The organism is Paenibacillus sp. FSL L8-0340 (assembly GCF_038593145.1).
Taxonomy (GTDB): Bacteria; Bacillota; Bacilli; order Paenibacillales; family Paenibacillaceae; genus Paenibacillus_AQ.
In genome coordinates, this window is sequence record NZ_CP151967.1 from 2,086,621 (window position 1) to 2,102,057 (window position 15,437).

General features: G+C 45.0%; 14 protein-coding genes. 8 read left to right on the forward strand and 6 right to left on the reverse strand.

Annotated elements, in window-relative coordinates; all coding sequences use genetic code 11:
* The first annotated feature begins 34 nt into the window (after positions 1-34).
* The gene (locus NST07_RS09335) at positions 35-958 is read left to right on the forward strand and encodes an AraC family transcriptional regulator (protein WP_342481425.1); all 924 of its coding nucleotides are present in this window, start codon (positions 35-37) and stop codon (positions 956-958) included.
* Between the two features lie 347 nt (positions 959-1,305).
* Here the strand turns inward: NST07_RS09335 and NST07_RS09340 are convergent, their stop codons facing one another.
* The 3 genes from NST07_RS09340 to NST07_RS09350 form a co-directional block, all read right to left on the reverse strand.
* Positions 1,306-2,700, reverse strand: coding sequence for a SpoVR family protein (locus NST07_RS09340; protein WP_341091277.1), 1,395 nt, complete (start codon positions 2,698-2,700; stop codon positions 1,306-1,308).
* Positions 2,701-2,922: 222 nt separating this feature from the next.
* Positions 2,923-3,186, reverse strand: coding sequence for a hypothetical protein (locus NST07_RS09345; protein ID WP_341091279.1), 264 nt, complete (start codon positions 3,184-3,186; stop codon positions 2,923-2,925).
* A 98-nt stretch (positions 3,187-3,284) separates the two neighbouring features.
* Positions 3,285-4,202 (reverse strand): ArsR family transcriptional regulator, encoded by a 918-nt coding sequence (locus tag NST07_RS09350; protein ID WP_076113071.1) that lies wholly within the window; start codon positions 4,200-4,202, stop codon positions 3,285-3,287.
* Between the two features lie 367 nt (positions 4,203-4,569).
* Here NST07_RS09350 and NST07_RS09355 point away from each other — a divergent pair, with 367 nt between their 5' ends.
* From NST07_RS09355 to NST07_RS09375, 5 genes are all read left to right on the forward strand, one after another.
* Positions 4,570-5,886: an ABC transporter substrate-binding protein gene (locus NST07_RS09355; protein WP_341091280.1), complete on the forward strand. Its 1,317-nt coding sequence runs from the start codon at positions 4,570-4,572 to the stop codon at positions 5,884-5,886.
* A 96-nt stretch (positions 5,887-5,982) separates the two neighbouring features.
* Positions 5,983-6,861, forward strand: a complete 879-nt coding sequence (locus tag NST07_RS09360) for a sugar ABC transporter permease (protein WP_342481426.1) — start codon at positions 5,983-5,985, stop codon at positions 6,859-6,861.
* A gap of 1 nt (position 6,862) precedes the next feature.
* On the forward strand, positions 6,863-7,744 hold the full coding sequence (locus NST07_RS09365) for a carbohydrate ABC transporter permease (protein ID WP_341091283.1): 882 nt from the start codon (positions 6,863-6,865) through the stop codon (positions 7,742-7,744).
* Positions 7,745-7,807: 63 nt separating this feature from the next.
* Positions 7,808-9,604: a sugar-binding domain-containing protein gene (locus NST07_RS09370; protein ID WP_341377843.1), complete on the forward strand. Its 1,797-nt coding sequence runs from the start codon at positions 7,808-7,810 to the stop codon at positions 9,602-9,604.
* 73 nt (positions 9,605-9,677) lie between these two features.
* Positions 9,678-10,793: a glycoside hydrolase family 88 protein gene (locus NST07_RS09375; RefSeq protein ID WP_341091285.1), complete on the forward strand. Its 1,116-nt coding sequence runs from the start codon at positions 9,678-9,680 to the stop codon at positions 10,791-10,793.
* 148 nt (positions 10,794-10,941) lie between these two features.
* Here NST07_RS09375 and NST07_RS09380 read toward each other — a convergent pair whose 3' ends face one another.
* The 3 genes from NST07_RS09380 to NST07_RS09390 form a co-directional block, all read right to left on the reverse strand.
* Positions 10,942-11,175 (reverse strand): hypothetical protein, encoded by a 234-nt coding sequence (locus NST07_RS09380; protein ID WP_341091286.1) that lies wholly within the window; start codon positions 11,173-11,175, stop codon positions 10,942-10,944.
* Between the two features lie 387 nt (positions 11,176-11,562).
* The gene (locus NST07_RS09385) at positions 11,563-12,576 is read right to left on the reverse strand and encodes a bifunctional glycosyltransferase family 2/GtrA family protein (protein WP_342481427.1); all 1,014 of its coding nucleotides are present in this window, start codon (positions 12,574-12,576) and stop codon (positions 11,563-11,565) included.
* Positions 12,573-13,544 (reverse strand): phosphodiester glycosidase family protein, encoded by a 972-nt coding sequence (locus NST07_RS09390; protein ID WP_341091290.1) that lies wholly within the window; start codon positions 13,542-13,544, stop codon positions 12,573-12,575. Before NST07_RS09390 ends, NST07_RS09385 begins: the two co-directional genes overlap by 4 nt.
* Before the next feature lie 225 nt (positions 13,545-13,769).
* On the opposite strand from NST07_RS09390, the gene NST07_RS09395 reads away from it, so the two are divergent.
* Both NST07_RS09395 and NST07_RS09400 read left to right on the forward strand, forming a co-directional pair.
* Positions 13,770-14,498, forward strand: coding sequence for a response regulator transcription factor (locus NST07_RS09395; protein WP_341091291.1), 729 nt, complete (start codon positions 13,770-13,772; stop codon positions 14,496-14,498).
* Entirely contained in the window at positions 14,495-15,430 is a 936-nt protein-coding gene (locus NST07_RS09400) for a sensor histidine kinase (RefSeq protein WP_341091293.1), read from the forward strand. Before NST07_RS09395 ends, NST07_RS09400 begins: the two co-directional genes overlap by 4 nt.
* Positions 15,431-15,437: the final 7 nt, after the last annotated feature.

Genomic DNA, 15,437 nt, shown 5'->3' on the forward strand with positions numbered 1-15,437 from the left:
CGAGGAACAGCCCGCTTGCAAACTGCTTGTTATAATGAAATCACCGTACGGGGAAAGGCTGGGTGACTCATTGAATTACAGCAAGGATATTGAGAGATGTATCGATTATATTGAGGGAAATATTAAAGACAACCTGACTGCTGAGAAGATTGCCGCCGAGGCCGGATATTCGCTATACCATTTTAGCCGGGTATTCAGCCTGTGCAAGGAGATGTCTGTAATGGAATATGTACGGAGCCGGAAGCTGTCACTGGCAGCGGTCGAATTGTTCAGCGGGCGGAGAATTATTGATATTGCGCTGGAGTATGGCTTTGAGACGCCAAGCGGTTTTACCAAGGCGTTTCGTAAGGCCTATGGCTATAGCCCATCACAGTATGCGTCGCGTATGGACGGTTATCTTCAGGGCGGTTCTGTTGTCAAAATCGGAGGTTATTTAATGAATCCTGTTATTATGCATAAACCTGCCTTTAAGGTCGCTGGTTACGGTATTGAAACCAATGTGGCCGAAGGCAATTATACCAAGGACATCGCTTCTTTCTGGAGCCATTATGAAGGAGAGAATCTGGAATCCAAAATGTATGAAATTCTCGCACCCCCAAGGCACGGAGAAGTCGGATTATGTGTTCCAGCTGCTGAGAGCGGAAACGCCACTTACCTGCTTGGCGTGATCGTTGACGATTTTAGCAAGGTGACCGATGAGATGCTGACAGTTGAAGTGCCTGAGGCAGCCTATGCGGTATTCACCACACCGCCCGTGGATACATCGGGGGATAAGGAGCAGAAGGATTTTGCTCAGGTGATCAAGAGTACCTGGAAATATATCTTTGAGGAATGGTTCAAGGACAGCGGGTATGTCTATGACGAAGGCAAGCTAGATTACGAGTTCTACGACGAACGCTGCCATTCCAGGGTGGATACGGTGATGGAGATTTATGTTCCGGTGAGGGCGCGACTATAAAAAAGTAATACGTTGGCAGGCAAAGGCTGCTTGGTGAATGGGCTTCACTGCGCGAATGTTTGGACTTCCGGCCGCTGTTAAGGTTGGATTTCTTGATTTGAGCCGCTGTGCAGCGGTGAAAATCCAACCTTAAAGGCGGACGCTATTGCTCCTGCAGTTCCAAAATTCTCTCCGTTACGCTCACCTCCACAGCCTTTGCCTGGTTATTATTCCTATTCTTAAGGTCGCTGTGGGTAGCGACCTTAAGAAAGCCCGCTCGCACTAAGTATGTGCTCGCGGGCCATTCCTTTTTTAGATCGCCTGCAGCTATGTGCAGGCGACCATACAAGCAGGGTAACACCAATCTACTATACAAACTTCCGTTGCACCTTTTTACCATCATAGGTAAAAAGGGCTTTTTTGTCTTCCACCACGGTTTGGAGGTGCACGGTCCGGCCCCAGAGGGCATAGATGTGCGGGAGCGTGCGTTCCAGGTATTTCAGGTCCAGCTCAATACTCTCGTAGCGGTGGGCGATCAGCAGTTCGCCATTGCGCTCGTAATCTGCGTCCTGAACAACAAGGTAGGGAGAGCCGCCGTTGACCCGGGCAAGCACAAGCTGGTCGCGTACATTTTCCCAGGCCTTGTCGGTAATTTTCCATTCCGGTCCTTTTTTCTCAAAGACATAGAGGTCGAGGTCATTGACCAGCTCTTTGGAGAGGTAACTGCGGATAAATGAAATGTCCGAATCCAGTTCACGTACCTCAAACATTTTGTCGCGGTCCCAGCGGCGTTCGATGTCTTCAAAGATTTTCAGCCCCAGATAGTAAGGGTTCAGGCTCTGGCGCGAAGGCTGCACGACCGAGGAATTGAGCTTCGAGTATTCAATGGTCTCCTCCGGAGTCAGGTCCAGCTCGCGCATGATCCGCTGATGCCAATAGGAGGCCCAGCCTTCGTTCATGATCTTGGTCTCCATCTGCGGCCAGAAATAGAGCATTTCGTCACGCAGCATCGTCATAATGTCGCGCTGCCAGTCCTCCAGCACGGTCGAATACTGCTGGATGAACCAGACGATATCCTTCTCCGGCTCAGGCGGGAAGGCCCGTTTTCCTGCGGTTTCCGCTGCCTGTGGCTCTGCTGAAGCCGGATCCAGATTCCATAGCTCGCTATAAGGACTTGGTGTAGCGGTACCGCCGGCTGGGGCATCCTTACGTTCCTTCATCTTGGCTTCCAGCAGATGGGTTTTGCCCAGCTTGCGCGGCTGGATCAGGCTGGGGTCAATATGCTCCTGTATGGCCAGTACGGAGTCAATGAAGCTCTCTACAGTATCCGTTCCGTAGGTCACCGAATAGCCGGCAATCCGGTCGGCAGTGGCTGACATGCTCTCGACCATATCCCGGTTGGACATAGAGAAGCGCATGTTGTTCTTGAAAAAATCGCAATGCGCCAGCACATGCGCGACGATCAGCTTGTTCTGGATCAGCGAGTTTCCGTCCAGCAGGAAGGCATAACAGGGGTTGGAGTTAATGACGAGCTCATAGATTTTGCTAAGTCCAAAATCGTATTGCGATTTCATTTTGTGAAACGTTTTTCCGAAGCTCCAGTGTCCAAATCGGGTAGGCATTCCATAGGCCCCGAACGTGTAAATAATATCGGCAGGACATATTTCATAACGCATCGGGTAAAAATCCAGCCCAAATCCGGTCGCAATCTCCGTGATCTCGGCAATCGCCCGCTCCAGCGCTTTAATCTCATCCCCGGGCATGAATCCATCGCTCCTTTCACTTGCTGTGTTTGCTGCAACCTATTCACGCTAGACCGCGAAGGTTCCGTTAGTCGGTTCTGTTCTTCTTAATGTATATGGGAGGAGGGGAGGGAGTATGATGCCGTGAATTGGGAGTTGGATAAATAGACTTCATGTAAATTGGAGTATGTAATCGAAGGGTAAAAAAATAGCTTAACAATAAACAGTCAGTTTATTGTTAAGCTATTCTTCATCTGGATCGGTTCCCCAAAACACATAATGAGACATTCCAGTATTAGCAAAGTAACAAGCATCAACATACACTTCACGAAGATCTTCATCAATCCTATATATAATGATCACATTACCGATTAACACCCAGTAGTATCCGTTAAACTCAAAACCAGGGAAGTCAGAAACTCCATCAGCTTTGTATTTGGGCTCATCGGCCGATACAGACTTAGAACGCCTGAAGACGTTCATGGGGTCTACTTTATATTCCTTCATGCGGGTAAGAGATAATTCCCGTCCAGCAGGAAGACGTAACAAGGATTATGGGCAAGTATGTTAATTGCTAATTTGTCTCACTCACAATGTAATATTCATTATTCTGCTTCGGTGTAGAATATTTTAAGTAGAATATTCTGTGAATAATTTCCAAAGTGCTCCCCGAAAATAGTAAGTCCACCTTTGTTTTTAGAATTATCATCAATACTTATCTTCAACTTGATGAAGGGGGAATCTTCGATCTTTAAATTGGCAAGTGTAACCGATGATATTTTTTGACCGTCTATTCCAGTATCTTTCTTGGTGACTCTTAAATGTTTTAAAAGGCCGTACTGGCTTAGTTTGTTATCCCACCAGGTTGGTGTTAATTTTCCGCGCACATCTGAAAAATTTCCTGGAGCAGTCCAGGTGCCTAAAAAAACATCGTTTATATAAAAAGCGATATCACTTGGCCAATTATTGTTGGATTCAGGAAACTCTGAAGAAAGTTCTAAGGATAACTCTAATAATTCTGCAGTGAAATTTTTGTTAAAATCATTCGGAATAATATATTCAACGAAGCCCTCCGCAAACCAAAGTAATGAAGCATCGATCCGGTCATTGGATACGAATGCCCGTTGATCATCTAACTTTCCGATTACTTTAGTTTGGCTAGCTAATCCACATGTAGGGGTGACTGAAAAATTAGAATAGTATCCAAGCTTTATTTCATTAGTAATTACATTAAAAGGAAGATGAAGTTTTTTTGGTAAGTTGATGGCAATATGATCAACAGCAAGAATAAAATTCTTCTTTCTGCTATCGGTAACCTCTAAGTTTTCCTGGAGCTTGATTATCTTGGCGTCCTCTAGTAACCGGATATGGCGTGAAACGATAGCTTTGCTTAATTTTAGTTTTTTGGCGAGCTCACTGACATTAAGAGGCGTATGTAACAATAATTTGAGAATTGAAGCTCTTGTGTCAGATGCCAGTGCTTTCAAAACAGAAATACCATTCTCATCGAGTTCTAAGAACATATGTACCTCCTCACTCGGATTTACTACCTCATAAATCTAGCTTCTAGCGGCTGTTGAACATTATAACCCACATCTCGTACCCCGCCAATACTTTCCGTATCAGCTTACCGGTTACTTGAGGATTTAAGCTGCGAAAGTTGATAGAGCTAGGTGTGAAGTTCTAGAAAAATCAAGTGTATAACATATTGTTAACTTTTTTGTTTACAATAAAAGATCTAGTTAAGCGGTGATTTTTTTTTGTATACCACAAAGTTGAAAATCAGGAATAACGTTGATACAAGCTTGAAAGAGCGTTTTCATCATGATAGTATTTGCTTGCTTGGACAAGTGAACAAAGAAAAATAAGTTAATTTGAGGAGGGTTTACTATGAAACACACGAAAAAGTTAACTATTATTGTTGCGGGACTATTAGTGGTTTCACTTCTTTCAGGGTGTGGGAAAACCAGTGATTCAGCTAGTAATGGTGGAAAAGAAAATGGCGGAAAAGAAGAACTTCGCATCAGTTGGTGGGGAGGGGATTCGCGCAATAAAGCCGTGCAAGAAGCTATAAGTAAATTTGAAGAAGAAAATCCTAATATTAAAGTTAAGGCAGAATTCGCCGGATATGCTGGTTATCAAGAAAAAATGACTACCCAATTGTCTGGAGGGACTGCTCCTGATGTTATTCGTTTAGATTCCATGTGGGTTGATCAATATGAAAATCAATTATCAGATTTGAAAGAGTTGGGTGAAGAACTGGGTCTTTCTAATTTTTCACAAAATGTGCTTGCGCCCTTAGAAAAGGACGGTAAACTGTTAGGTCTTCCCCTTTCAACTGTCTATAGACCATTACTATATAACAAAACGGTGACTGATAAATATGGAATTGAAGCACCCCAATCTTGGGATGATCTTTTTGCAATGAGAGATAAGTTGCCAGAGGATCATTATCCGATGGCGAATTTGGTAGGGTCAAAATATGCGTCCCCGATCGTATTTTTCTCAATTTTCGCACAGCAAACTGGACTTCCGCTTTCTGATGATAATGGAAATTTAAATTATAAAGAATCTGATTTTGAGAACATGCTCTCTTTCTATCGCGAATTGGTAGAGAAAAGAATTATGCCATCCAAAAAAGAAGTGGATAACTCAGGGTCAATAGAAGGTGCGACAGCAACAGAAATCATGGAAGGGAAGTGGGTTAGCTTATTTGAGTTTACATCGAATACGAATACCATTCAAAATCAACTAAAAGAACAAGGCTTTGATTTAGAGGTAGCTGGCTTTCTTTCAATGAAGGATGAAAAATCTACTGGTGTCTGGACGAAGCCTGCCATGGTATATTCCATTCCTGAAAAAACAAAACACAAAGAAAGTGCTGCGAAGCTAATTAACTTTTTAATGAATAGTGAAGAAGCAAATAAAATTCAAATGCTTGAAAATGGTGTTCCCGACAGCAAAGCGGGAAAAGAGGTGCTTGAAAAAAACAATCTGATTACTCCGCTAACAGCTGAAATCACAAAATTAGGCGATGAAAAAAATGATAGCAAGCTTTCTACTATGTTCAAATGGGATACAGCAAAGTTGAATGATGTGTCACTGGATGTAATCACTAAGCTGGATTATGGTGAGGTCGATACGAAAGAAGCTGCAAAGGAACTGTATGCGGCTTACAAGGAACAAGAACAAAGCTTTAAAAAGTAAACATAAATGAACAACAATCATTTACCGCCCAAAATTATATGCATAAGTTTATTCCAGTTTTGGGCGTTAAATGTCACGAGAGGAATGCGAATAGCCATGAATAAAAATAGGTATACAGGCTTATTCTATTTAACACCATGGTTAATAGGGATTTGTTTCTTTGTAATCTACCCATTTATCATGTCATTGTATTACAGCTTTACAGACTACTCCCTTCTGGATGAGCCTGCTTTTATTGGACTGGATAATTATTCACGGATGTTTACAAGTGACTCCACCTTCTGGATATCGGTGAAAGCCACGATCAAATTTGTATTCTTTACCGTGCCTCTTAAATTAACATTTGCACTGCTTATTGCCTATATTATGAATGCTAAATTAAAGGGAATCGGATTTTTTAGAACCGCCTATTATATTCCATCTATTTTAGGTGCCAATGTAGCTATTGCAGTATTATGGCAGTTCTTATTTAAAAGTGATGGGTTAATCAATATGGCGTTAAATATGATCGGTCTGGAAAGCATCGGGTGGTTCTCTAGCGCAAGTGGAGCAATGTTTACTATTGTTTTATTACGTATTTGGCAGTTTGGTTCTGCAATGGTAATTTTTTTGAATGCGTTGTCGGAAATCCCGCAAGAATTATATGAAGCAGCATCCATTGATGGAGCTTCAAAGTTTAGACAGTTTCTTTCAGTGACAATACCCCAACTAACCCCAATTATATTCTTTAATTTAATCTTGCAGCTTGTGCAAGCCTTCCAAGAATTTGAGGGGCCATTCTTAGTTACGGGTGGAGGTCCAATGAAGAGCACCTACCTATTACCAATGTATATATACGATAGTGCATTTAAAAACTTTGAAATGGGATATTCTGGTGCTTTGTCCTGGGTGTTATTTATTATGATTATGATATTCACGGCCATCCTGTTCAAAACGTCAAGTAAATGGGTGTTTTATGCTGACGGAGGGAAATAACATGGAGCAAGCAATGAGAAACAAAAATAACAGAAGTGAGTACCATAAAAGAAAAATCGCTTTATATTTCCAATATTTCTTTTTGATAATAGGGACTTTAATTATGCTTTATCCGATTCTCTGGTTATTTGGGGCATCTTTTAAGAGTAATACAGAGATTTTTAAATCAATATGGTTTATGCCTAAGTCTTTTGATTTCACACCTTATATCGAAGGATGGAAGACTTCTAGCCAGTATACATTTGGAACCTACTTTTTAAACTCTTTTTTGATTGTAATTCCAAAAGTGTTATTAACTTTGATTTCTTGTATTCTGACTGCATATGGATTTGCAAGATTTAACTTTCCTATGAAAAAAGTGCTATTCCCGGTTATGATCGCTACTCTTTTTCTTCCAGGAATCGTTACTAGAGTACCGATGTATATTTTTTGGAAGAATGTAGATCTTTTGGACACTTATATCCCTCTAATTGCCAATTCTGCATTTGCTTGTGATACATTTTTTGTATATATGTTGGTTCAATTTTTAAGAACGATTCCCGGGGAGCTGGACGAGGCAGCAACAATAGATGGGTGTAACTCTTTTAATATTTTAATTAAAGTATTGCTCCCTATTCTTAAACCTACCCTTATTACAGTAGCTTTATTCCAGTTCATGTGGACATTTACTGAGTTTCAGGGTCCTTTAATTTATATTTCTTCAGTCGAGAAGTATCCTGTTTCAATTGCGCTTCGAATGGCGATGGATACGACATCTGTTGATTTTAGCTGGAATAAAAATATTGCTATGTCAATTATAGGTTTAATACCTTCGATTATTGTATATTTCTCTGCTCAAAAGCACTTTATTGGCGGTTCTACAGCAGGCGGAATTAAAGGATGATAACAGATAAAGAACTGACCAATGCAGCAAGATATGAATGAATAGGATAGGAGATGAAGATAGATGTCACATAGGATGGAATATCCGCGTCCACAGTTAGTTAGAGACGCATGGCTTAACTTAAATGGAGCATGGCAATTTGAATTTGATGACAGGAATGTTGGAGCTGCACAGCGATGGTTTGATCCAAGTGAAAATTTTAGTCAGACCATTCAAGTTCCATTTGCTTTTCAAACCCCTGCAAGTGGAATACACGATACCTCTTTTCATGACTATGTCTGGTATAAGCGTAATTTTACACTTGATCCAGGTTGGTATAAGAAGCGTGTTGTATTACATTTTGGTGCGGTAGATTATAGAGCTTGGGTTTATGTGAATGGTCATTATATCGGCATGCACGAGGGAGGACACACTCCATTTTCTTTTGATATTACGCATGCATTAACCGGACAGGAGGAACAGGTGACTGTTCAGGTTGAGGATCTTTCAAAGGATGAAACTATACCTCGGGGAAAACAGTTCTGGTTAGAGAAGCCAGATAGCATCTGGTATACCCGCACGACAGGGATTTGGCAGACAGTGTGGCTAGAGGCGGTAAACCCTGTTTATATTCATCAGGTGAAGTTTGAGCCCGATTTAGATCAAGGGAGCATTGGAATAGAAGTTAAATCTGAGGGATATGGATCAGAAGAATTAGATTTGGATATTCGTATTTCTTTTCGAGGAGTACCTGTTATTCAGGATCAAGTACGATTGTTGCAACCAATAACAAGTAGAATGGTAGATCTATTTGGTTTGAATATATTTCGAACAAACTTTCATCATGCCGGCTGGACATGGACTCCGGAAACTCCTAATTTGTTTGATGTTGAAATGAAGCTTTACGATCATGGGGTTGAGGTGGATTGTATACAATCGTATTTCGGCATGCGGAAAGTTCATACAGAGAATGGTATGGTCTATCTGAATAACAAACCTTATTATCAAAAGCTTGTATTGGACCAAGGGTATTGGCAGGAAGGATTACTTACTGCGCCAACGGATGAACACCTGAGGAAAGATATTGAATTAGCTAAAGAATTAGGGTTTAACGGTTGCCGTAAGCATCAAAAGGTAGAGGACCCGCGATTTTTATACTGGGCAGATCGAATAGGGTTCCTTGTATGGGGAGAATGTGCTGCCAACGCCTCTTTTAATAGTGATGCTGTAGCCCGGTTAACCAAAGAATGGATTGAAATTATTGACCGTGATTTCAATCATCCATCTATTGTTGCATGGGTTCCGCTAAACGAAAGCTGGGGAATTCCGATGGTGAAATCGAATAAGAAGCAGCAGTATCACAGCTTAGCCATGTATAGTCTTATTCATTCATTGGATGATACCCGATTAGTGATATCGAATGATGGATGGGAAATGACACTAACTGACATTTGTGCGCTACACAATTATCAGCATGGCAGAGCAGATGAGCCCGAAAAGTATGAAGAATTTAAGCGAATTCTTTCCACGAAGGAAACGATGCTTGCTTCAAAGCCATCAGCTCGCAATGTATATGCAGATGGTTACCAACATCGGGGAGAGCCAATCTTGTTAACTGAATTTGGTGGTATAAGCTATAAGGCTGGCGCTGACGATGGTTGGGGATATACCAGTGCACAATCTTCAGAGGATCTTGTTCTAGAATATGAAAGAATTATGAAGGCTGTATACGCTTCTAAGATTATTTATGGTTATTGTTATACGCAGTTAACAGATGTTGAGCAGGAAATTAACGGTCTATTGGCATATGATCGAACACCCAAATGCGATATGTCGTTAATTAAAGAAATTAATAGTCAATGGCATCTACGGACAGTTTAGTATATACAGTCATAGGGAAGAATGCACAAGCTTGCTTTCGGAACATATTTAATGATAAGGAGTTTATGAATCCATGACAAATGAAATACTGCTTCAGAAAATTGAACTGGTAGTAGACAAGCTTATGAATCTGGGCGGTAGCGACTATGAAAAGGATAAAACTGTGGTTCAGGCCGATACAAAATTAGGGATTGTGCAACGGGATTTCGGAATTGAAGAATGGGACTGGCCTCAGGGCGTCGGTCTTTATGGTCTTTACAAGCTGCAGAAGTATTACAGCGATCACCGCTATATGGAATTTTTTCAAAATTGGTATTCCCGTAATCTAGAGGTTGGACTGCCTTCAAAAAACATTAATACGACAGCTCCTTATTTGGCTTTGGTTCTGCTCCTGGATCAACTTGAGCCTTCCAGCCAACTGAAACAGCTATGCCGGGAACATGCGGATTGGCTCGTTCATGAGTTACCCAAAACCAAAGAAGAAGGCTTTCAGCATACGGTCACTGCCATTGGCAATCGGGATGGAGTTCACTTGCACAATGGACAGTTATGGATTGATACGCTCTTTATGGCGGTTCTGTTTCTGAACCAGGCCGGGCGCAAGTTTAACCGGCCGGAGTGGGAGCATGAAGCTGAACACCAGATTCTGCTCCATATCAAGTATTTGTTTGACAAACATACCGGCCTGTTCTTCCACGGCTGGAGTTTCGAACGCAATGATAATTTCGGCAGTATCTTCTGGTGCCGCGGCAATTCCTGGTTCACCTATGGTATCGTCGATTACCTGGAAACTTGCCAGGATACGATTAGCCCGGGTATCCGGAAATTTCTGGTTGATACGTATAAAGCTCAGGTCAATGCCTTGGTTTCACTCCAGGCAGCTTCCGGTCTTTGGCATACAGTCCTGCAGGACCGGGCCAGCTATGAAGAGGTATCCGGATCGGCCGCAATTGCCGCAGGTATTATAAAAGGCATTAAAGCCGGTATTCTGGATTCCTCATATCAGGCTGCGGCAGACAAGGCCATTCAGTCGGTATGTCAAAATATTAGCGGAGATGGAACCGTACTGAATGTGTCGGCCGGAACCGGTATGGGATTGGATAAAGATCATTACAAGAACATTACCCTCATGCCAATGGCATACGGACAGTCCTTGGCTCTTATTGCCTTGTATGAAGCTTTAAAATAAACCCTGCGTAAGCGCATTTATTCATCTCTTCTTGGATACAAATAGCCTAATCCTTGAGCATTTACGCCAAAGGATTAGGCTATTTTATCTTCTTTACCCAGTTACTCGTAAACCCGCACCTCAATAATCTCCGCATACTGGTCTTCCGTTAGTCGCCCCGATCATAAACGCGCAGGCGATCAGTTGTTACAACTTCGGCAAGTGTGTGCACATGCTTGCGCTTGTGATTGTCACTTCCTGCGGCGACTGCCGTCCAGTTGCCGTCCATGTAAGCTTCAATACGATAATCCTTGACGAGCGTTGGCAGGATTTCGTAAGGCGTGATGTGATGATGCAGGTTGATCAGGTCCTCATTCACATCATCATTGAAGGTGACATGCACCTGGCGGAGGGTAACCGGGGCGGTCCAGGCCAGCTCCAGCCATTCCTCGCGGCTGGACGATGCTTTTCGTTCGTTGAGAGCTTATTTGAACACCCGACGATATGACTCGCAGACTTTGGGCTTGAAATTGAACTTGAGCTCTCAACTTTGAGCTTGAACTTGAATTTTGATTTTGATTTAGATATGAAACCCAACCAAAAGGGAAAGTGACGGAGGGGAAGTTTGGAACTGGAGGAGCGAACGCGTCCGCCTTTATGGACCAATTTCTACCGCGATCAGCGGTTTGAAATCAGGAAATTGGTCCATAACAGCGGCCGGAAGTCCAAACATTCCACGCAGTCACGGCCGAACCCTAATGGATTTTTTTCAAGCTCTTTTGCTATAAGACTAGTACACAAACCTCCGCTGCGCCCAGTAGCTGAACAGGAAGATCGAAACCTCGGTCAGCAGCTTGGCGGCCACAAGCGGGATGATCAGCTTTTCATTGTAGAAATAGAGCAGCCCGTAATTGAACAGCAGCACGAGAGTGACCAGTGCGAAGTATTTGGGCAGCGACTCCTGGAGCCTGGACGCCTTGCCGCCGGTGAATACATATTTCCGGTTCATGGAATAGTTGAAGATGGAACTGCACAATCTCGCGGCAGCGACTGACAGGAACAGGTTGTGGCTGAGACTCTGGAACAGGAACAACAGCGTGAAGTCGAGCAGGGCCGAAAGCAGCGATGAAGTGCTGAACATTAGGATCGGCAGATAAATCCGGAAGGAGTCTACCAGAGGCCGGAAATGGGACGATTTATTATCTTCCAGATACACGGTATCAATATATTCCTCGGTAAGGGTATACCCCTCCCTATGGGCAGTCAGCAGCATGTTCATTTCATACTCAAACCGTTCCCCGGGAATCTGGCACAGCCAGTCAAGCATCGGGAAGGAAAAGCCACGCAGGCCGGTTTGTGTATCATAGATCTTGGTGCCTGTAGTGAGGGAAAAGACTGCCCGTGTCACCGAGTTTCCGAAGCGGCTGCGCAGGGGGATAGTCCCGCTGAACCGGCGGCTGCCCAGCACAATTCCGGGAGTGGCCTGGTGCTGGAGCACCTCGACAATCCGCTTAATGTCATGAGGCAGATGCTGGCCGTCACTATCCGCGCAAACTACATAGCCGGACAGTCCGGTCTCCTGGATATACCGGAAGCCTGTCTTCAGCGCGCGTCCTTTTCCCAGGTTGGCCTCATGCGTCAGGACAGTGCAGCCGAAGGCTTCGGCCATGTCGAAGGTTCCTTGGTAAGCCGGACCGCTCCCGTCATCTACAAGGACGATCGGTCCAAGCTGATACTCTTGCAGCTGCACAATTAATTCCAGCAGTCGTTTATCTGGCTCATAGGCCGGAATAAGGATCGTCATGAGGTTACGCCCTCCTTGATATAAAGAATGTCGCTAACGCCGCGCTCCTGATTTTTGCCCAGCGGATTATTCACGACCCGTCCCATGAAATACATCGTGGATGAACCGCCGCCGTCCAGATTGTAGGCTTCGGTGGCTCCGAGATCCGACATCACATCAGCAAGCTCGGCAAGGGTCATGCCCCGGCTGTATCCTTCACTGCGCCCGTCCACGACAACGAACACATAATGGTTCGGTGCAATCATGCCAATCGCGGTCCGGGGATTCGCATTCTGGATGGAGCGGTTGCCGAAATTGCTGTCGATTTTGACACTGCTGAAATCACTGACAATGTTGCCGTCCTGAATGAGAATCGGCCCGAAGGAGAGGGTATTGGCGGCTCCCTGTGCCAGCAGGTCGGACGAAGAAATCTCTTCCTCGTTATAGGTTTGCATGGTCCCGTCATCGAACAGCGCCATCGCATCCCGCACCGGATCATCCCGGTACACCGTTCCATTGCGGATAATGACCCCGTCCTCGCGGAAGCCATAGTAATCGCCGTTGATTGCAAAGACCGCATTGTTGCTGGAGGCAATCTCTGAGGTGTCCTCTATGATGTTCGTGCCGAAGCTGCTGTCGGCAAAAGCAGAGCGCAGGCTGCTTGCCTCCTTAAGCACGACATCAGCGACAAAATAAGTGATCTGGTCTGAACCGGACCCGGTCTGTACCTGGTCGATCTGGATCTGGATACCATCGCTGGAATAACTCCAGTCGTCGGAAGTCGCGTTAACCTCGGCTGCAACTGTGGTTGCTGCTGTGCTTACGCCGGCTGTGGCTGTGTCATCCGCTACGACGACTTCGACATGTTCGATCAAGTAACGGTCGGCCAGGCTATAAATCACCGTGCCGAGACTCAGGAGGACCACGATCATCACGATCAGAAGTTTGCGTTTGAAACTCCAGGGTTGTTTTTTTCTAATGTTCATCATTGAACCATCACCTCATCATGTAAGTTGTTAAGGTCATCATACCGGGGCTACCTTTAGTGAAACTGAAATAGTAACCGCACCGGACAATAGGTATACTTTGACCTGCAATTTAAAAAGGGCAAGCTGTGGATTACATATGACACTTGATTTTAGCTTTTGTATCAAGGAATCTATTGCTATACTTTAACAACAAGACGGTTATTAGAGCTGCTGGGAGGTTTAGTCATGACGCATCGTATACTGTTGGTTGAGGACGATGAAGATATTAGTAGAATGGTATTTTCTTATTTGGTAAAAGAGGGCTATGAGGTGGAGACTGCATTTGATGGTGAGGCAGCGGAAAAGCTTTTTCACCGCGGCGCCGCCTATGATCTGGTTCTGCTGGATCTGATGCTTCCGAAAAGAAGCGGCAATGATGTGCTGCAGACGATTCGCCGGGACAGTCTGGTGCCTGTGCTGATCATGTCGGCCAAGGACAGTGATGTGGACAAGGCGCTGGGCCTTGGCTTCGGCGCGGATGATTATATTACGAAGCCGTTCTCGATGATCGAGCTGGCGGCACGGGTGAAGGCGGCGATCCGGCGGGCGGGATATGCCGCTGCTGGAAGTCCTGTTCAGGAAACAGCTGCCGTTCAGGAGCGCGCCAACACGATAGCACTGCGTGGACTCACTGTCGATCTCGATAATTTCTCAGCGCTGAAGAACGGGGAAGAGGTCAAGCTGACGGCCAAGGAGTTCCAGATTCTTAAGCTGTTCGTGAGCAGCCCCGGCCGGGTGTACACCAAAGCGCAGATTTACAGCGTCGTCTGGGAAGATGATTATTACGGGGACGAGAATGTTATTAATGTACATATGCGCAGACTGCGTGAAAAAATTGAAGATGACCCGTCAAAGCCGGAATACATCAAAACGTTATGGGGCATTGGCTACAAGCTGGGGGATGTGCTGGAATGACCGCTTTTTTGAGTGTGGTTATCCTGCTGCTGCTGATCGTAATCCTCTGGCAGTACCTGCGTCTGCGGGGGCATTCCCGCCAGCTCGATTATATCCACACCAAACTTACGAGCATTGTTGACCGGGGCTCGCATGAAAGGCTGCTTCTGTTCAATAGCAACCCTCATCTGCAAACGCTGCTGACTGATCTCAACCGGCTGCTGGACGTCAATCACAAGGGAGCGGTCGAGCTGGCCAAGCTGGAGAAGTCTATGCGCAGCATGCTGGCGAACATCTCTCACGATCTGAAGACTCCGCTGACGGTGGTGCTCGGCTATATTGAAACGATTCTCCATGATGGGAATATAACGGAAGAGGAGCAGGGACATATTCTGCGGATGATTCATGCCAAGGCAGAGGAGGTGATCCGGCTGATGAACAGCTTTTTTGATCTGGCCAAGCTGGAGTCCGGGGATAAGCAGATCGCGCTGTCGCGGGTGGACCTGGGCGAGGTCTGCCGGCGGAACATTCTTTCCTTTTACGATATCTTGAATGCCAAGGGCAGTGAGGTGGAGATCGGGATTCCGGATGAGGCGATGTACATGATGGGCAACGAGGAGGCGCTGGACCGGGTGCTGTCCAATCTGCTGTCCAATGCGATCAATTACGGGGATGCCGGAGGTGTGCTTGGACTCACCCTCTACAGCGCTGGAGACCAGGTGTGCATAGACGTATGGGACCGGGGCAAAGGTATCACCGAAGGGCATCAGGATAAAGTCTTCGAACGGCTCTACACGCTGGAGGATTCCCGCAACCGCGACTATCAGGGGAGCGGTCTTGGGCTGACCATCACCAAACGGTTGACGGAACAGATGAACGGCAGCATTACCTTACGCAGCAAACCTTACGTCAAAACGGTATTTACGCTTTCTTTTCGCAGGCTGACCTTCTAAAAACTAT